Source organism: Kribbella sp. WER1 (genome assembly GCF_054189145.1).
In genome coordinates, this window is record NZ_CM135186.1 from 691,164 (window position 1) to 708,577 (window position 17,414).

The 17,414-nt window shown below is 69.6% G+C and carries 17 protein-coding genes; 8 read left to right on the forward strand and 9 right to left on the reverse strand.

Features of this window, described 5'->3' with window-relative positions; translation table 11 throughout:
* Positions 1-30 precede the first annotated feature (30 nt).
* Positions 31-1,923, reverse strand: coding sequence for a DUF2207 domain-containing protein (locus ACXJJ3_RS03420; RefSeq protein ID WP_458168432.1), 1,893 nt, complete (start codon positions 1,921-1,923; stop codon positions 31-33).
* Between the two features lie 95 nt (positions 1,924-2,018).
* On the opposite strand from ACXJJ3_RS03420, the gene ACXJJ3_RS03425 reads away from it, so the two are divergent.
* Positions 2,019-4,157 carry an elongation factor G-like protein EF-G2 gene (locus tag ACXJJ3_RS03425; RefSeq protein WP_458168434.1) on the forward strand — a complete coding sequence of 713 codons (2,139 nt, stop codon included), beginning with the start codon at positions 2,019-2,021 and terminating at the stop codon, positions 4,155-4,157.
* Here the strand turns inward: ACXJJ3_RS03425 and ACXJJ3_RS03430 are convergent, their stop codons facing one another.
* The 3 genes from ACXJJ3_RS03430 to ACXJJ3_RS03440 are packed head-to-tail and all read right to left on the reverse strand — an operon-like array spanning position 4,158 to position 6,726.
* Positions 4,158-5,408: a tetratricopeptide repeat protein gene (locus tag ACXJJ3_RS03430; protein WP_458168436.1), complete on the reverse strand. Its 1,251-nt coding sequence runs from the start codon at positions 5,406-5,408 to the stop codon at positions 4,158-4,160.
* Positions 5,405-6,280 (reverse strand): tetratricopeptide repeat protein, encoded by an 876-nt coding sequence (locus tag ACXJJ3_RS03435; RefSeq protein WP_458168437.1) that lies wholly within the window; start codon positions 6,278-6,280, stop codon positions 5,405-5,407. Before ACXJJ3_RS03435 ends, ACXJJ3_RS03430 begins: the two co-directional genes overlap by 4 nt.
* Positions 6,277-6,726 (reverse strand): hypothetical protein, encoded by a 450-nt coding sequence (locus ACXJJ3_RS03440; RefSeq protein WP_458168438.1) that lies wholly within the window; start codon positions 6,724-6,726, stop codon positions 6,277-6,279. The genes ACXJJ3_RS03435 and ACXJJ3_RS03440 overlap by 4 nt, the downstream gene beginning before the upstream one ends.
* A gap of 52 nt (positions 6,727-6,778) precedes the next feature.
* On the opposite strand from ACXJJ3_RS03440, the gene ACXJJ3_RS03445 reads away from it, so the two are divergent.
* On the forward strand, positions 6,779-7,186 hold the full coding sequence (locus ACXJJ3_RS03445; protein WP_458168439.1) for an HIT family protein: 408 nt from the start codon (positions 6,779-6,781) through the stop codon (positions 7,184-7,186).
* Here ACXJJ3_RS03445 and ACXJJ3_RS03450 read toward each other — a convergent pair.
* The 3 genes from ACXJJ3_RS03450 to pgsA are packed head-to-tail and all read right to left on the reverse strand — an operon-like array spanning position 7,179 to position 9,788.
* A complete protein-coding gene (locus ACXJJ3_RS03450; protein WP_458168440.1) occupies positions 7,179-8,276 on the reverse strand; it encodes a glycosyltransferase family 4 protein in 1,098 nt (365 codons plus the stop codon). The genes ACXJJ3_RS03445 and ACXJJ3_RS03450 overlap by 8 nt on opposite strands.
* 10 nt (positions 8,277-8,286) lie before the next feature.
* Positions 8,287-9,153: a phosphatidylinositol mannoside acyltransferase gene (locus ACXJJ3_RS03455; protein WP_458168442.1), complete on the reverse strand. Its 867-nt coding sequence runs from the start codon at positions 9,151-9,153 to the stop codon at positions 8,287-8,289.
* Positions 9,153-9,788, reverse strand: a complete 636-nt coding sequence (gene pgsA / locus ACXJJ3_RS03460) for a phosphatidylinositol phosphate synthase (protein ID WP_458168443.1) — start codon at positions 9,786-9,788, stop codon at positions 9,153-9,155. Before pgsA ends, ACXJJ3_RS03455 begins: the two co-directional genes overlap by 1 nt.
* A 109-nt stretch (positions 9,789-9,897) precedes the next feature.
* Here pgsA and ACXJJ3_RS03465 point away from each other — a divergent pair, with 109 nt between their 5' ends.
* Together ACXJJ3_RS03465 and ACXJJ3_RS03470 are read left to right on the forward strand one after the other, a co-directional pair.
* A complete protein-coding gene (locus ACXJJ3_RS03465) occupies positions 9,898-10,845 on the forward strand; it encodes a hypothetical protein (protein ID WP_458168444.1) in 948 nt (315 codons plus the stop codon).
* A gap of 60 nt (positions 10,846-10,905) precedes the next feature.
* A complete protein-coding gene (locus tag ACXJJ3_RS03470) occupies positions 10,906-11,820 on the forward strand; it encodes a hypothetical protein (protein WP_458168445.1) in 915 nt (304 codons plus the stop codon).
* Here the strand turns inward: ACXJJ3_RS03470 and ACXJJ3_RS03475 are convergent, their stop codons facing one another.
* Complete coding sequence (locus ACXJJ3_RS03475) at positions 11,821-12,396, reverse strand: HIT family protein (protein WP_458168447.1); 576 nt, start codon at positions 12,394-12,396, stop codon at positions 11,821-11,823.
* A 92-nt stretch (positions 12,397-12,488) separates the two neighbouring features.
* Here ACXJJ3_RS03475 and ACXJJ3_RS03480 point away from each other — a divergent pair, with 92 nt between their 5' ends.
* Together ACXJJ3_RS03480 and ACXJJ3_RS03485 are read left to right on the forward strand one after the other, a co-directional pair.
* Positions 12,489-12,884: a helix-turn-helix domain-containing protein gene (locus tag ACXJJ3_RS03480; RefSeq protein WP_458168448.1), complete on the forward strand. Its 396-nt coding sequence runs from the start codon at positions 12,489-12,491 to the stop codon at positions 12,882-12,884.
* The gene (locus ACXJJ3_RS03485) at positions 12,885-13,685 is read left to right on the forward strand and encodes an RNA-guided endonuclease InsQ/TnpB family protein (RefSeq protein WP_458168449.1); all 801 of its coding nucleotides are present in this window, start codon (positions 12,885-12,887) and stop codon (positions 13,683-13,685) included.
* 13 nt (positions 13,686-13,698) lie between these two features.
* Here the strand turns inward: ACXJJ3_RS03485 and thrS are convergent, their stop codons facing one another.
* Positions 13,699-15,723, reverse strand: a complete 2,025-nt coding sequence (thrS, locus tag ACXJJ3_RS03490; RefSeq protein ID WP_458168450.1) for a threonine--tRNA ligase — start codon at positions 15,721-15,723, stop codon at positions 13,699-13,701.
* A gap of 97 nt (positions 15,724-15,820) precedes the next feature.
* Here thrS and ACXJJ3_RS03495 point away from each other — a divergent pair, with 97 nt between their 5' ends.
* Entirely contained in the window at positions 15,821-16,462 is a 642-nt protein-coding gene (locus ACXJJ3_RS03495) for a DedA family protein (protein ID WP_458168451.1), read from the forward strand.
* A 27-nt stretch (positions 16,463-16,489) separates the two neighbouring features.
* The gene (locus ACXJJ3_RS03500) at positions 16,490-17,413 is read left to right on the forward strand and encodes a hypothetical protein (protein WP_458168452.1); all 924 of its coding nucleotides are present in this window, start codon (positions 16,490-16,492) and stop codon (positions 17,411-17,413) included.
* The last annotated feature ends 1 nt before the right edge of the window (position 17,414 follow it).

Below are 17,414 nucleotides of genomic sequence, written 5' to 3' on the forward strand. Positions count from 1 at the left end.
GCGCGACCTTACCGAGAGTGGAGGTCGCGACTACCAACTGCCGCCACCGCCACCACCGCCACCACCGCCGGAGAAGCCGCCGCCGCTGAAGCCGGACGAGCTGCCGCCGCCTCCGCCGGAGCTGGAGGGCGTGGGCGGTGCGGCGAAGCTCTGCGCGACCGTGGAGCCGACGGCGCCGGCGGTCCAGCCGGAGGTGTAGTACGACGGGCCGGAGTACCAGTACGGGTCCTGCGGGATGCGGCCCGCGGCGACGAGCTGCTCGCACACTTTCTGCCAGCGGTCGGCCAGGCCGAAGACGATGGCCCAGGGCAAGTACTTCGAGAAGATGTCCTCGCCCTCCTCGAAGCGCAGCTGCTGTGCCTCCGCGGTGGCCAGGTACTTCTGGAAGCCGGCCACCTGGTCGGTGACCGCCCGGCCCGCCGGGTTCCGTTGCCCACGGCCCCGGATCGCGATCCAGGTGCCTACCGCAACAACCACCGCGACCACCGGGATCACGACGAAGATCGCGCGGCCCGCGCCGCCGGTCACCGCGCTCGCCACCGTGCCCATGATGCCGGCGCCGAACACCCAGATCGCGATCATCGTCATGCACGCGCAGCCGAATCCGCTCTTGAACGGCGAGCCGCCGCCCGCGCGCGGCATCCGCAGGTACCAGTTCCGCGCCTTCACCTGGCCGCGGAGCGCGGTGATCATCGCGTTGTGCGCGTCGCGCATCGTGTTGTCGCCGACCGCGCCGCGCTCCAGCACCACCTCGGAGCCCGGCTGCAGGGTCGGGAACAGGCCGGACATCAGCGCCTGCTCGTGCGGGGCGGTCGCGGCCGCCGGGTTCAGCAGGACCGCCTTGCGGGTCTCGCCGTCGTTGTCGATCCGGACGCCGCCGCGGACCGCCATGTCGATCAGCGTCGCGGCCGTCTCCACCGTGGTCGCCTTCGCGTCGATCAGCAGGCCACCCTCGGCGACCGGGATCTTCGGCGGCGCGAACGCCACCGGGAGCTGGTCCTCGCGGAGGTCGTTCTTGACCGGCTCGGCGTTGGTCCCGTCCGGCGGGAAGGTGCCCGGCGGCATCCCGGCGTACCGCTGGTCCTTGTTGCCGAGTTTCGCGTACAGAGCGGCGATCACCAGGGCGAGCACGGTGACGATGCCGGAACCGATCACCTGCAGCCAGGACAGGCCGTTGCGTTCCATCCAGCTCGGCGGCTTCACGAGGATCGGCGTGTCGTTCTGGACGGCGCCCGCGGTGATGCCGGCGACGATCGTGAGCTGGTCGTCGTTCGTCAGGTTGGTCGCCTCGAAGACGCCCTTCCCGCCGACGACCGTGCTGGACGGGCAGTTCTGCTTCGAGCCGTGCGTACCGGTGAAGCACTCGACCTTCGTGACGCCCTGCGGGACGTCGACGTTGACCTGGACGTTCTCCAGGTCGGCGTCCCAGCCGCTGCCGGTCGCGTCCCAGTACAGCTCGCTGTGGTCGGCGAAGTGCCGGAGCGCGCCGCGGACGTCGTACGTGATCTTGTACGTCGCCTCGGTCCCCGGCACTGTCTCGCTGGCAGACCCGATCTTGATCTGGGTGGTCTCGTACCGTCCGTTGTTGCCCGAGGAGGTCGAGGTGCTGAACTCGTCCGGCGCGTCGGTCGACGAGACCTTGATGTTCGAGACCTGGTACTCCTGGTCCTTCGAGTCGTCGTCGACGTACGGCTCGCGGGTCACCAGGTTCCGGTAGATGCCGTGCCGGCCGGTGGACGCGAACTGGTAGTCGATCGTTTCCGTGACCTGCAGGACGCCGTCCGTGGTGACGGTGTAGTCGATCGTGAAGTTCGTGACCTTGTCGCCGTACTCCGCCGGCGCCGCGCTCGCCGGCACGGCGAATCCCGCCATCGCCAGGACGGCGAACAACGTGCTGATGACGACCCCGAGTGCCCTACGCATACCCGGGACCCTATCGATTCGCGGGGTCCGCGCGGCGAGCGGCACTTGTGCGAAGTGTCCGATAGGGGAATCGTGGGTGGACCAGGAGGAACGTCATGGCAGACAAGACGAACACTTCCCAAGGCCCCGGAGCCGCGCCCGCTGCGGACAGCCCGGCCGCCATCCGCAACGTGGTGCTGGTCGGCCCGTCGGGCGCCGGCAAGACCACCCTCGTCGAGGCCCTGCTGGTGGCCTCCGGAGTCCTGAACAGACCCGGCACCGTCGTCGACGGAACCACCGTGTGCGACTTCGACGACGCCGAGATCCGGCAGCAGCGCTCGGTCGGCCTGTCGCTCGCCTCACTCCCCCACGACGGCGTGAAGGTGAATCTCATCGACACCCCCGGGTACGCCGATTTCGTCGGCGAGCTGCGCGCCGGGCTGCGGGCCGCGGACTGCGCGCTGTTCGTGATCTCGGCCAGCGAGGGCGTCGACGAGCCGACCCGGACCGTCTGGCAGGAGTGCCAGGAGGTCGGGATGCCGCGCGCCGTGGTGATCACCAAGCTCGACCACGCCCGGGCGAACTACCAGAACGCGCTGGCCACCGCGCAGGCCGCGTTCGGCGACAAGGTGCTGCCGCTGTATCTGCCGGCCGGTGACGGGCTGATCGGCCTGCTCACCCAGTCGTACTTCGAGTACGCGGACGGCAGGCGCAGTACGGCCGCGGCGGACCCGGCGTACGCCGGACAGGTCGAGGAACTGCGCGGCACGCTGATCGAGGGCATCATCGAGGAGTCCGAGGACGAGTCGCTGATGGACCGGTACCTGGGTGGCGAGGAGATCGACCAGAAGGTACTGATCGAGGACCTCGAACGGGCGGTCGCCCGCGGCTCGTTCTTCCCGGTGATCCCGGTCTGCAGCGGGTCCGGGATCGGTACCCACGAGCTGCTCGAGGTGATCACCAGCGGGTTCCCGTCGCCGCCCGAGCACACCATCCCGGAGGCCTTCACCCCGCACGGAGTGGCCCGCAAGGGCCTGGTCTGCGCCCCGGACGGGCCACTGCTCGCCGAGGTGGTGAAGACGACGTCCGATCCGTACGTCGGGAGGGTCAGCCTGGTGCGGGTGTTCTCCGGCACCATCAGGCCCGACGCGACGGTTCACGTGTCGGGCCATTTCACGTCGTTCTTCGGCGACCACAACGGGGCCGCGCACGGGCACGAGGACCACGACGAGGACGAGCGGATCGGTACGTTGTCGTTCCCGCTCGGCAAGACCCAGCGCCCGGCCGGCGAGGTGGTCGCCGGCGACCTGTGCGCGATCGGCCGGCTGACCCGCGCGGAGACCGGCGACTCGCTGTCCGACAAGGCCGATCCGCTGCTGCTGAAGCCGTGGACGATGCCGGAGCCGCTGCTGCCGATCGCGGTCCAGGCGCACGCCAAGACCGACGAGGACAAGCTCGGCGTCGGCCTGCAGCGGCTCGCCGCGGAGGACCCGACGCTGCGGATCGAGCAGAACCCGGAGACCCACCAGATCGTGCTGTGGTGCATGGGCGAGGCGCATTCGGACGTCGTCCTGGACGCGCTCGCGAACCGGTACGGCGTGACCGTGGACACCGTCGAGCTCCGGGTTCCGCTGCGGGAGACGTTCGGCGGGTCCGCCAAGGGGCACGGGCGGCATGTGAAGCAGTCCGGCGGGCACGGGCAGTACGCGGTCTGCGACATCGAGGTCGAGCCGCTGCCGGAGGGCTCCGGGTTCGAGTTCGTCGACAAGGTGGTCGGCGGGGCGGTGCCGCGGCAGTTCATCCCGAGCGTGGAGAAGGGCGTCCGGGCGCAGATGGAGAAGGGCGTCGCGGCCGGGTACCCGATGGTCGACATCCGGGTGACGCTCACCGACGGCAAGGCGCACAGCGTCGACTCGTCCGACATGGCGTTCCAGATGGCCGGCGGGCTGGCGCTGCGGGAGGCCGCGGCCGCGTCCCGGGTGTCGATGCTGGAGCCGGTCGACCTGGTGTCGGTGCTGGTCCCGGACGACCTGGTCGGCGCGGTGATGAGCGACCTGTCCGGGCGTCGCGGGCGGCTGCTCGGCACCGACAAGGTCGGCGAGAGCCGGACGCTCGTGAAGGCCGAGGTACCGCAGGTGGAGATCACCCGGTACACGATCGACCTGCGCTCGCTGTCGCACGGCGCGGCGTCGTTCAGCCGCGAGTTCTCCCGCTACGAGGCGATGCCGGAGTCGGCGGTGTCCAAGCTCAAGTGATCACGGTTTGTTGAGGCGGCGGCGTACGTCGCGCGACTTCAGGTACGCCGCCACGTCGTCGTACCGCTCGCTCTGGTTGGCGAACTCGATGTATGAGCGGACCCGGTGCAGCCAGTCGAGCGTCGACGGCTTGACCGCGGTGAGCGCGTCGGTCAGGTGCTGCATGCCGAGCGGCGGCTCGCCACCGGTGGACAGCGCCTCGTCGATCACCTTGTCGACGCCGCGTTCGATCAGCGCCCGCAGGTCCGCGCCGCTGAACATCGGCGTCTGCGCGGCGAGCGCCTTCAGGTCGAGCCCGTCGGCCGGGACGTCCTTCGTGAGTACGCCGAGGATGTCGGCGCGCGCGGGCTCGTCCGGCGGCGGGACGAAGATCACCCGGTCGAACCGTCCCGGCCGGAGCATCGCCTCGTCCACGTCCCACGGGGCGTTGCTGGCCGCCAGCACCAGCAGGCCGTCGTTCTCGGAGCCGATCGCGTCCAGCTCCTGCAGCAGTACGTCGACCAGCCGCCGTGCCTCGGACCCGTCGTGCTTGTGCCGCGCGAAGGCCAGCGCGTCCAGCTCGTCGAGGAACAGTACGCACGGCCCGTTCGCCCGGGCGCGTTCGAACGCCTCGTGCAGGTTCCGCTCGGAGACGCCGAGGTACGGGTCCATCACGTCCTCGATCCGGACGTTGACGAACGGCAGCCCGCACTCCCCCGCGGTCGCCCGCGCCAGCAGCGTCTTGCCGCAGCCGGGCGGGCCGTAGAGCATCACGCCGCCGCCGGACTTCCGCCCGTACTTCTCGTACAGCTCCGGGCGGCTCTGCGGGAGGATCACCATCCGGTGGATCACCCGCTTGATGTCGTCCATGCCACCGACCTGGTCGAAGGTGGTGGTCTCCTTCACCAGCTCCTGCTCGGACGACGCCTCCGCCTCGGGGCCGACCTTGATCCGGACGCCGCTGCGCTCGGCGATCATCCCGTCGACGAGCTGCTGCAGCCGTCCGGTGCCCTCGACGACGCCGCGCTGGCGGGCCGCCTCGAGCAGGTTCCGCAGCAGCGCGAGCCGCCCGTTCGCCGCGGCCAGCTCCCCCACCGGGACGAACTGGTCGTCGGGAAGCCCCTGCTGGTCCAGGAGTACGACGTACTGGTCGAGCGCCTCCTCGGTCGCGCCCGCGCCGCTCAGCGACTCCGCCAGCACCAGCCGCAGCAGCACGTCGTCGGGGTTGGCCTCGACGGCCTTGCGCAGTGCGTCGATCCGGTCGTTGCTCATGATCCCCACTTCCGGTTGAGCCAGCGGCGGACGAGTGGTGGGACGACCCAGGAGTAGACGCAGAACGCGAGCCAGATCATCGCGAACGCGAACGACAGCGGGGCCAGACCGACGGCGCGGAGCCCGTAGATCACCGCGACCGCGCCGACCCAGACGACCAGCGGGTTCAGCCGGGCGAACGGCCGCAGCGGCAGCATCAGCGGGTGGTTGAACAGCTTCGCCTCCCGGGCGGCCGCGCGCAGATCCGGGTCGCCCGGCTGCGCGGCCGCGGCCGAGCGGAGCGAGTCGTACCCGGCACGCGAGTCGCCCGTCAGCATCGACGCCGTCCCGTGCAGGGCGCGGGCGTTCGGGTCTTCCGGGTCGTAGGCGAGCGCCTCGGCGCTGTGCCGGTGCATGTCGCGGTCCTTGCCGAGCGCGAACGCCACCTGCGCCCGGGCCGCCGACACCGCCACGCTCTCCGGCGCGTGTGACGCGGCCCGCTCGACCAGCGCGCCCGCCTTCTCGGCCTGCCCGGCCGCGAGGCACACGTGCGCGTAGCCGATCAGCAGGTCCGGGTCGTTCGGGTCGAGGCTCAGGCCCTGCAGGAACGCCGCCTCCGCCTCGGGCAGCCGGCCCTCCGACCGCAGCGACGACCCGAGCACGTGCAGCATCGCCGGGAACGGCCCGTGCTGCGCCAGTCCGTCCCGCAGTACCTCGATCGCCTCGGCGTTCCGCTCGAGCGCATGCAGGGCCGCGCCGCGGAACAGGTATGCGCGGTAGTCGACAGCCGCGTCGCCGGACAGGCCCTGCAGCTCGTCGAGCACACGCTCCGGGCGGGCGATCCGCAGCCAGTGCGCGGCCATCTGCAGTCGGGATTCAGTTGGATCGTTCACAGGACCACCGTCACCAGAAGGAGAATCAATGCCTCGGCGACCGCGCCACCGATCGTCGCCGCGATCCCCACGCCCCACAGCGAACCGTACTCCGCCCCACGCAACTGGAACGCCCGGTCCATCGGCCGCTGCAGCCGGATCTGCGCCATGCAGCACACCACCGCGACCACCCGGATCCCGACCCGGAGCCCCGACGTGACGCCGGAGTCGGCGTACAGCAGCAGGAACACTGCGACCACCACGAGCAGCCCGACGACCCCGGACAGCAGGATCAGCCGGCGCTTCGCCACGTCCACACCGAGCCGGCCCGCGTTCAGGTACGCGACCACCGTCGATGCGAGCACGCCGCCGAAGAACGCGACGTACGTCTGCGACATCAGCCGCCAGGGCCGCGCCGACATGTCCACGCCGGCGCCGACAGTCGGGCGCAGGAGATCGTCCGGCATCGGGCTCCTAGTACTGGGCAGGTTCGGCTCGCGCAGTGTATAGCCTGTGCGGATGAGCGAGAACTGCATCTTCTGCGGGATCGTGGCCGGAAGCATTCCCTCGACGCGGGTGGCGGAGACGGAGCGGGCGATCGCGTTCATGGACATCGCGCCGGCGACGCCGGGGCATCTGCTGGTGGTTCCGCGGGTGCACTCGACCGACCTGCGGGAGGCCGCGCCCGAGGACCTGACCGCGGCCACACTGCTCGCCCAGTCCCTGGTCGGCCGGGTGATCGACCGCCTCGACGGCGCGACCGGCGCGAACCTGCTGAGCTGTATCGGCGCCGACGCCTGGCAGAGCGTGTTCCACACCCACCTGCACGTGATCCCGCGCTATCCGGACGACCCGATGGTGCTGCCGTGGAAGCCGGAGTCCGGCGACCTGGACGAGATCAAGGCCGTGCACGAGAAGCTCATCTAGCGACCAGCTCGTACACCGACAGCAGCTCCGGGAGCAGCACCGACCAGTCGTAGCGCGGTACGGCGGCCAGGCCCGCGGAGCGGAGCTGCTCGCGTTCCTCGGGACGGCGGAGCAGCCGGAGCGCACGGGCCGCGAGTTCGGCGACGTTGCCCGGCTCGAACAGCTCCCCCAGTGCGCCGCCGTCGAGGACCTGACGGAACGCGGCCAGGTCGCTCGCCAGGACCGGCGCGCCGGCCGCCATCGCCTCCAGCAGCACGATCCCGAAGCTTTCGCCGCCGAGGTGCGGAGCGACGTACACGTCCGTCCCGGCCAGCATGTCCGCGCGCGCCTCGTCGTCGATCGCGCCGAGGAACAGCACGTTGTCCCGGTACCGCGCCGGCAGCGAACGCCGCGCCTCGTCCGCCTGCCCCGACCCGGCGACCAGGATCTTCAGCCGCGGCCGCTCGGCCAGCAGCAGCGGTACGGCGTCCAGCAGCACGCCGAGGCCCTTCCGGTGCTCGTCCAGCCGCCCGAGGAAGGTGACCGTGCCGTCCGCGCCCATCCACTCTGCCCGCGGACTGCCCTTGAAGCGGGCCGTGTAGAGGCCGTTCGGGATCACCACGGCCTCGCCGCCGATGTGCTGCACCATCATCGACCGGGCGTTCTCCGAGACCGCGATCCGCGCGTCGATCTTCTCCAGCGCCGGACGCAGCAGGCTGGACGCGACGCTCATCGCCCGGGACCGTACCTGCCAGGTGTGGAACGTCGCCACGAACGGCCCGTCCGCGGACCACAGCGCGATGATCGAAGCACTCGGCGTGGTCGGCTCGTGGACGTGCACGACGTCGAAGTTCCCGTCGGCGAGCCAGCTCTTCACCCGGGCCGCCGTCCGCGGACCGAACGTCACCCGGGCCACCGACCCGTTGTACGGCACGCCGACCGCGCGGCCGGACGAGACGACGTACGGCGCGGCGTCGTCGGCGTGGTCGACCGGGGCCAGCACCGACACGTCGTGGCCGATCGCGAGCAGCGCCTCGGCGAGGTCCCGGACATGGTTCTGCACCCCGCCGGGCGTGCCCAGCGAGTACGGGCAGACGATGCCGATCCTCACCCTTAGATTGTTACCGGTCGAGGAAGATGCGCTGCAGCATGTGCCAGTCGCTCGGGTGCTCGGCGATACCTTGGGCGAAGGCGTCCGCGCAGCGCTGGGTCATCTCGGCGGCGCTGCCGGGCTCGATCGTGTCGTGGAACGTGATCACCAGGTCGGGACCGTCGTAGTGCAGGGTCGCCGGGATCAGCGGGGCGCCCGTCTTCAGGCTCAGCGCGGCCGGACCGACCGGCATCCGCGACGGGCGGCCGAAGAACGTCACGGGTACGCCGCGCTCGGACAGGTCCCGGTCGGCGACCAGGCAGACGAACCCACCCGCCCGCAGCCGGTCCGCGAGTACGCCGGTCACGTCCTCGTCGCCGCCGGTCAGCGGCAGCACCTCCATGCCGAGCTGCTTGCGGTACGCGATGAAGCGGTCGAACAGCGACTCCGGCTGCAACCGCTCCGCGACCGTCGACACCGGCATCCCGGTCAGCCCGGCCCAGGCGCCCGCGTGGTCGTAGTTCGCCAGGTGCGGCAGCGCGCAGATGACGCCCTGCCCGGCGGCGTACGCGTCCCGCAGCAGCTTCTCGTTCACCGTCCGGACCCGGCCGACGATCTCGTCCGCGGACCACTCCGGCAGCCGGAACGCCTCCTGCCAGTAGCGCAGGTACGAGCGCATCCCGGCCTGCGTCAGCGCGTCCAGCTCGGCGTCGGTGGCGTCCGGGCGGACGGCGGCCAGGTTGCCGCGCAGGCGCCGTACGCCGCGGCCGTTCCGGGCGTAGGTGCGGTCGGCCGCCTTCGTGAACAGCCAGGTCACCGTCCGCTCGGGGAGCCGCCGTACCAGGGTCCAGGCGAGTGCGAACGCCAGGTCGACGGCCCGCTGCCGGGCGGCCTCCATCAGGACTCGAGGTCGTTCTTCGCCGGGTCGGACATGACCTGCTTGCGGACCGAGAGCGAGCGCTGGATCACCGTGATCGTGCTCGCCACCGCGACGTACCAGATCACGATCTCGAGCAGGATCGGCAGGTCGAACAGATCCGAGAAGAACGCCAGGATCAGCGTGAACACCAGCCGGTCGGCGCGCTCGGCCAGACCGCCGCTCGCCTTCAGGCCGAGGCTCTCCGCCTTGGCCCGCGCGTACGACGTGACCGCGCCCATCACCAGCGCCCACAGCGTCACGGCGGCCATCAGCGTGGAGTCGCCGGCCTTCGAGTTCGCGTAGTACATCACGAGGCCGCCGTAGATCGCGCCGTCGGCGATCCGGTCCAGCGTCGAGTCCAGGAACGAGCCCCACTTCGAGGACGTTCCCGAGGTCCGGGCCATGTAGCCGTCGATCAGGTCGGAGAACACGAACAGCGTGATCACCAGGACGCCGATCCACAGCTGCCCGCGCGGGAAGAAGATCAGCGCACCGGCGGACACCCCGATGGTGCCGACGAGCGTGACCATGTCGGCGCTCACACCGAGCTTGAGCAGGAGGGTGGCGATCGGCGTGATCACCTTGGTCCAGAACTGCCGGAATCTGTTAAGCATGGCAGCGCGATCGTAGTTCACCAGGGTCACCGTCCGGTGACGAGGCACGACTTTCGGCCTGCGACCGAGCCTTCGAGGGGCGATGCTGGGGTCTGGAGGAGGTGACCACATGCGACGTCAACTGTCCGGTGCGCTCGTCTTCCTGCTGCTGACCAGCGGTTGCGCGGTCGCCCAGCGCGCCAACGGCACCGCGCCCGCTCCCGTCCAGCCCACCGCCGTCCTCCCGACCGCGGTCGCTCCCCCACAACCCGAGGGCCTCGACGGTACGGCGGGAGCACCTGGACCACAGGTCTGTACGGCGATCACCCGAACCCTCAGCACCCGCCTGGAACACCCCGTCACCGCGAAGCCGAACGCGTGGAACGACGGCGGCCTCCCCTCGATGGACCTGTGCGCGCTGCTCGTCGACGGACGCCCGGTCACGATCGGCGTCAGCGCCCTGCCGAGCCGCCCGGACTCGCTCGTCCGGCTGATGCGCGACGCCGGCGCGGTCGACTCGCTGCCCGAACTCGGACCGGAGGCCCTGATCGGCGAGTCCCGCCTGGTCTTCCACGCCGGCGGCCACGCAGTTCGGGTCACACCCGCCGGCGGCATCGACCTCGGTACGCCGAACGGGATCAACCGCGCCACGGCCGTCGCGATCGCCGAGGCCGCGCGGGACGCCGTACCGCGGAGTCTGCGGGCCGCGCGACAGGTCGACGAGACCTGCCAGCTGTCGAACTCGGCCGCCGAGCGGTTCGTCCGGAAGCAGGTGGAACTGCGGCGCGACTACCGGATCAAGGGCGCGCTGACCTGCATCTGGGGCACCCGCGACGCCACGGTGTCGATCGTCGAGGCCTTCGGCCAGAAGACGATCCCGGAAGCCCAGCAGATCCCGCCACCGGCGTTCGCCCCACTCGGCGACCCGGGCTACTACCTTCCGCAGTCCGCCGAACTCGTCTTCCGCCAGGGCCGCCGCGTCGTCCGGGTCACCGGCCTGACCAACCCGCCGCAGCCGGTCGGCCTCGACGCGCTGACGACGTTGGTCGACCCCATGCTCCCGTTGTTCCTGCGCTGACAACTTTCCGGTCCAGACCGGCATCCAACCATCATCGATCATCAATGGGGGTGGTGGAGAATGCGCAGGTTTCTCGGGTACGGCGGGCTGATGGCCGCCGGAGTACTCACCACGGGACTGCTCACGCCGGGTACGGCGACGGCGGAGCAGAGCGGGACGACGGCGCCGTGCAGGATCTCGGTCGGTTCGGTGACGGCCGCCGGGGATCACCGGATGCAGACGTTCACCGCGACGGCGCCGGTCACGAAGGTCACCGACAAGATCGTCGCGAAGGGCGTCTACCCGCCGGGGCAGGCCAGGCTCAGCTCACAACTCCGGTACGGCATGGGAGAAGGGTCGGAGCTGCACATCGGGAACGCGGTACTGGGCTCCGTCCTGTACAACGTCTCGTACCGGACGCCGGCCGGCGGCGGTGCGCTGCTGGAGAAGTACCTCACGCGGATCGGGCCGGGCTGGCAGAACTACCGCAGCTACGACCTCACCGGGTTCGGGCTGCGGGACACGGCCTGGTCGCTCAACAACAACGGCACCATGGAACGCCGGAGCATCGAGACCGTCGAGGGCCGGCAGTACTACCACTACGACGGCGTACTCGGGAACTTCCCGAGCACCAAGGGGATCGCGCAGATCAGCCAGACGGCGACGTACGACACCTTCCTCATGTCGCGCAGCGACGGGGTGCTGACCACCGTGCGGTTCTCCGCCGTCCGCGGGCAGCCTCTGCGGACGGAGGTGAAGCCGGTCCGTACGTCGACCTGGCAGGTGTTCGAGACCCTGGTCGCGGCGCCGTGCGGGACCGGAACGATCCTGCTCGGCATCGACCGGGACACCGGCAACGGCTACCTGTACTCCGTTGGACACGCCGACGGTCCGGCGACGACCGTCCGGGGCCTCGGCAAGGTGCCCGCGACGTTCAAGGACCCGGTCTACTTCCGGTGGGCCGGGTTCGGCGAACCGCTGCTCGCCGGGGACTGATCACGGCCAGGACTTCGCCAGCAGTGCCCGGGTGTCGGAGAGCAGTTGCGGGAGGACCTTGGTGCCGCCGATCACCGGCATGAAGTTCATGTCGCCGGACCAGCGCGGCACCACGTGCTGGTGCAGGTGGGCGGCGATGCCGGCGCCGGCGATGTCGCCCTGGTTCATGCCGATGTTGAAGCCGTGCGCGCCGGAAACGGTCCGCACGGCCTGCATCGCCTGCCGGGTCAGGGCGGCGACGTCGACAACCTCCTGGTCGGTCAGCTCGGTGTAGTCGGCGACGTGCCGGTAGGGCACGACCATCAGGTGACCCGGGTTGTACGGGTACAGGTTCAGGACGGCGTACGCCGACTCGCCGCGGTGCACGATCAGCGCCTCGGCGTCCGGCAGCCCGGGGAGCCGGCAGAACGGGCAGCCGGACCCGGCCTCCGAACTGGTCGGCTTGTTCTCCCCTTCGATATACGCCATCCGGTGCGGCGTCCACAGCCGCATGAACGCGTCCGGCACCCCGACGCCGTCCTGCGGCAGCAAGCTCTCGGGCTTGTACGGCGACTCCGGCACTTCTGGATCACTCATCTCTCACCTGAGAATCCTCTTCGCCGGGAGATCCTTCGACTGAGCGGCGGGCGGTCGCAGAAACTGTCGGCGGCTGCTGGAACAGTTCCGACATGAGCAAGTTCCGTCTGCGCCCGACACCTGAGCAGGTGGACGCGCTCCTGCTCCAATGCAGACACGCTCGATACGTCTGGAATCTGGCCGTCGAGCAACACGCCTGCTGGACCCCCGACCGCCGATCGGCGCCAGGATACGTTGAACAGGCACGGCAACTGACCGAAGCCCGAGCTGCGTGCGATTGGCTTCGGGCCGGCTCTCAAATGGTTCAACAGCAAGCGCTCCGAGATTTCAGCCAGGCCATGACGAACTATTTTTCCGGCACCCATGGACGTCCGACCTGGCGAAAAGCAGGTGTGCACGAGGGCTTCCGCGTAGTGGCGTTCAAGCCGGCACATCTTCGTCGACTGAGCAAGAGCACCGGAGCCGTGCACGTGCCCAAGGTCGGCTAGGTGAAGTTTCGTTGGAGCAGGCTGCCTCCGGCAGCGAGTTCGTACAGAGTTACGCTCGATAGATCTCACCGCTGGCATGTCGCGTTCGCCGCGATACCCACAGCTGTCCCGGCGCCAGGCAACGGGCGAGTGGTCGGCCTCGATCGCGGAGTAATCGTCACCGCAGCACTCTCTACCGGCGAGCTGCTGAGTACTCCGAGGCCTCGGCCGACCGAGCTGCGTCGCCTCAAGCGTTTGCAGCGGAGACTGTCGCGAGCCAAACCGGGGTCGAGCAGGCGCAGGAGAGTGAAGCTGGGCATTGCGCGGATGCTCGCCCGTCAAGCCGATCGGACCAATGACTGGGTCGAGAAGACGACCACAACGCTCACGCGCAGGTTCGACGTCATCCGGATCGAGGCCCTCCGGGTCCGGCAGATGACGCGATCCGCGCGGGGGACGCTCGCCCGCCCCGGGCAGGGTGTACGCCGAAAAGCGCAGCTCAACCGTGCCATACGTGCGAACTGCTGGGCTAAGTTCGCCCGACGTCTCAGAGACAAAGCTCCCGGTCGAATCGAAGAAGTCCGAGCCGCATTCACCTCGCAGACCTGTCACACATGTGGCCATACCAGCCGCGAGAACCGCAAGAGCCAAGCGGTCTTCCGTTGCACAGCCTGTGGTCACGTGGATCATGCAGATGTGAATGCGGCAAAGAACATCGCGGCAGGGCCTGCCGTGACTGCGCGGGGAGGCAGACCGTCGGGTCAGCCTATGAACCGCGAACCTCACCGCTCGGCCTCCCTGTCCGTGGTGAAACCCGGCTGACGCCGGGTGGATGTCAAACCTGGACGCGCTTCTGGACCGACTCGACGATCTCCGCGACCGCATCCGCGATCGGGACGCCGTTGTGCTGCGAGCCGTCGCGGTACCGGAACGACACCGAGCCGTTCGCCATGTCCTCGTCGCCGGCGATCAGCATGTACGGCACCTTGGACTTCTGCGCGTTCCGGATCTTCTTCTGCATCCGGTCGTCGGACGCGTCGATCTCGACCCGGATGCCCTGCGCCTTCAGCTGCTTGGCGACCTCGAACAGGTAGTCGACATGCCCGTCGGTGATCGGGATACCGATCACCTGGACCGGGGCCAGCCACGGAGGGAAGGCGCCCGCGTAGTGCTCGGTGAGCACCGCGACGAACCGCTCGATCGAGCCGAACAGCGCCCGGTGGATCATCACCGGCCGCTGCCGGGAGCCGTCCGGCGCGGTGTACTCCAGGCCGAACCGCTCCGGCAGGTTGAAGTCCAGCTGGATCGTCGACATCTGCCAGGTCCGGCCGATCGCGTCCTTGGCCTGGACGGAGATCTTCGGGCCGTAGAACGCCGCGCCGCCCGGGTCCGGGACCAGCTCGAGACCGGAGCCCTCTGCAACTTCGCGGAGCGTCTCGGTGGCCTCTTCCCAGACCTCGTCGGAGCCGACGAACTTGTCCGGGTTCTTGGTGGACAGCTCGAGGTAGAAGTCGTCCAGGCCGTAGTCGGCGAGCAGCCCGAGCACGAAGGTCAGCAGGTTCCGCAGCTCGTCGCGCATCTGCTCACGGGTGCAGTAGATGTGCGCGTCGTCCTGGGTGAAACCGCGGGCCCGGGTCATGCCGTGCACGACGCCGGACTTCTCCAGCCGGTACACGGTGCCGAACTCGAACAGCCGCAGCGGCAGCTCCCGGTACGACCGGCCGCGGGCCGCGAAGATCAGGTTGTGCATCGGGCAGTTCATCGGCTTCAGGTAGTAGTCCTGGCCCTGCTTGCGGATCTGCCCGTCCGCGCCGCGCTCCTCGTCCAGGTGCATCGGCGGGTACATGCCGTCGGCGTACCAGTCGAGGTGCCCGGAGGTCTCGAACAGCTGCGCCTTGGTGATGTGCGGCGAGTACACGAACTCGTAGTCGTCCTCGACGTGCCGCTGCCGGGAGTAGTCCTCCATCACCTTGCGCAGCACGCCGCCCTTGGGGTGGAAGACCGCCAGGCCGGAGCCGATCTCGTCCGGGAAGCTGAACAGGTCGAGCTCGGTGCCGAGCTTGCGGTGGTCGCGCTTGGCGGCCTCCTCGAGCCGGGTCAGGTACGCCTTCAGCTCGTCGCGCGACTCCCACGCGGTGCCGTAGATGCGCTGCAGCTGCGGGTTCTTCTCGCTCCCCCGCCAGTACGCCGCGGCCGTCCGCATCAGCTTGAAGTTGCCGAGGTACCCCGTCGCCGGGACGTGCGGGCCACGGCAGAGGTCCTTCCAGGCGACGCTGTCGTCGCGCCGGACGTTGTCGTAGATCGTCAGCTCGCCACCGCCGACCTCGACACTCGCGCCCTCGGCGTCGTCCGCCGCGGATCCCTTGATGCCGATCAGCTCCAGCTTGTACGGCTCGTGGGAAAGCTCCGCCCGGGCGTCGTCGTCGCTGACCACCCGGCGGCTGAACCGCTGCCGCTCCTTGATGATCTGCTGCATCTTCTTCTCGAGCTTGGCCAGGTCCTCGGGCGTGAACGGCGTCTCGACGTCGAAGTCGTAGTAGAACCCGTTCTCCACCGGCGGGCCGATGCCGAGCTTGGCGTCCGGGAACACGTCCTGGACCGCCTGCGCGAGCACGTGCGCGGTCGAGTGCCGGATGATCGCCCGGCCGTCCGCGGAGGCGGCCTTCACCGGCTCGATCCGGTCACCGTCGGCGACCACCCGGGACAGGTCGCGCAGCTCACCGTTGACCCGGGCGGCGATGGCGGAGCGGTCCTGGCCGAAGATCGCGGCGAACAGCTCCCCGATCGTCGTCGTCTCGGTCACACTCCGCTCGGACTCGCCCTCGACACCGACCAGTTGGACCTTCACAGCTTCGTTCACGAAGGAGATGGTATCGACTCACCTGACGAAAGTAGGGGGCGGGACCAGCCGGTCGTCCGATGTGCGGGCAGGCCTCCGATTTCTAGGGTTCGGCGGTATGAGCGACGCCATCCTGCACTTCGCCCAAGAACTGATGTCCTCCTGGTGGATCTACCTCGCGCTGTGGGGATTCGCCGCGCTCGACGGGTTCTTCCCCGCGGTCCCCAGCGAGACGCTGGTGGTCACCGCCGGCGTCTTCGCCGCCGCCACCGGCGAGCCGAACCTGTACGCCGTGATCGCGGTCGCCGCGGTCGGCGCGTTCCTCGGCGACCATGTGTCCTACCTACTCGGCCGTGGCGCCGGCGGACGTCTGCTCGACCGGATCAAGCCTGGCACCAAACGCCACGCCGCCGTCCTGTGGGCGCGCCGCGCCCTGGAGGAACGCGGCGGCCTCGTCCTGGTCGTCGCCCGCTACATCCCCGGTGGCCGCACGGCCGTCACGGTGACGATGGGATCGGTCCGTTACCCACTCCGTCACTTCACCCCGTTCGCCGCACTGGCTGCCGTGAGCTGGGGCGTCTACTGCACGCTCGTCGGCTACATCGGCGGCAAGGCCTTCGAGGACAACCCGCTCAAGGGCGTCGTCCTCGGCATCGGCCTCGCCATGGCCGTCACCCTGATCGTCGAGTTCGTCCGGCACCGCGTGCGCCGCAGGTCTCAACCCGTGGTCGAGCCTGAAGCCGAACTCGCGGATCGCTGACCCCACGGACTGCAAGGCTTTGTGGTCATGCTCGGAACGTCCAGCAGGCCGATTGCCGTCGCCGCTCTCACGGCACTGTTCGTCCTCGCCGTCACTGCCTGCTCGCCGGATCAGGGCCCGCCGCTCGCGGAGTACGTCGTACCGGACACCGCCGGCCAGGCGACGGGTGAGGCGCAAGCGCTGACGGAGACGCTGCGGAAACGTGGGCTGGTGTGCTCGGATCTGTACCCGCGCTCGAAGCCGTTGCTTGTCCGGGACTGCTCACGCACGGACGCGACGCACGACGTACGGGCCGACTTCGCGGCAACCCCCGAGGGCAGGCTCACCTCGGCCTTGTTGGTCGTCGAGTACCGGAACGAACCCGATGCCGGCGCGGAACTCGAGGCGATCGTCGGCGCCTTCGTGGCCGCCGGCTCCGTCGGCGACATCACGGATCTGCTCGACAAGAAAGGTAGCCACTCCAGCTCTTGGGGCGAAGTCACCGTCGTCAGTGCGAAGAGCCCCAACGGCGGAAGGGTGGAGCTGAACCGGAACGGCTGGAAATGGCCGGATCTCCCGGACGCCCACTTGACCGGCACCGCCGAGCAGCTCGCGGCCGCAGCCACCACCGAAGGGTTCGGCTGTTCCGGAGGCGAGCCCGGCGGTTATCTCGAATGCGAGCGCGGGGCGGACCGCCTGAGCGCGGCCGTCGGCGCCGACGGTCTGCACACGATCGAGATCAGCGCCAGTTCCTGGACGGCGGCTCGCGCCGTCCAGGAACACGTCTTCGGTGAGCTGACCGGCGACCAGCAGCTGAAGGGCGACCGGCACCCGCTGGTCACCCAGTGGTTCGCTGCGGGCGAGCCCGTCGGCGCACGCGCCTACGTCGACGGGCTCCAGCTGTGCCAGACCAACTACGGCGACCTCACGGTCTTCAAGATCAACGCGCTGGTGCCGTTCGGGGCGTGCTGAT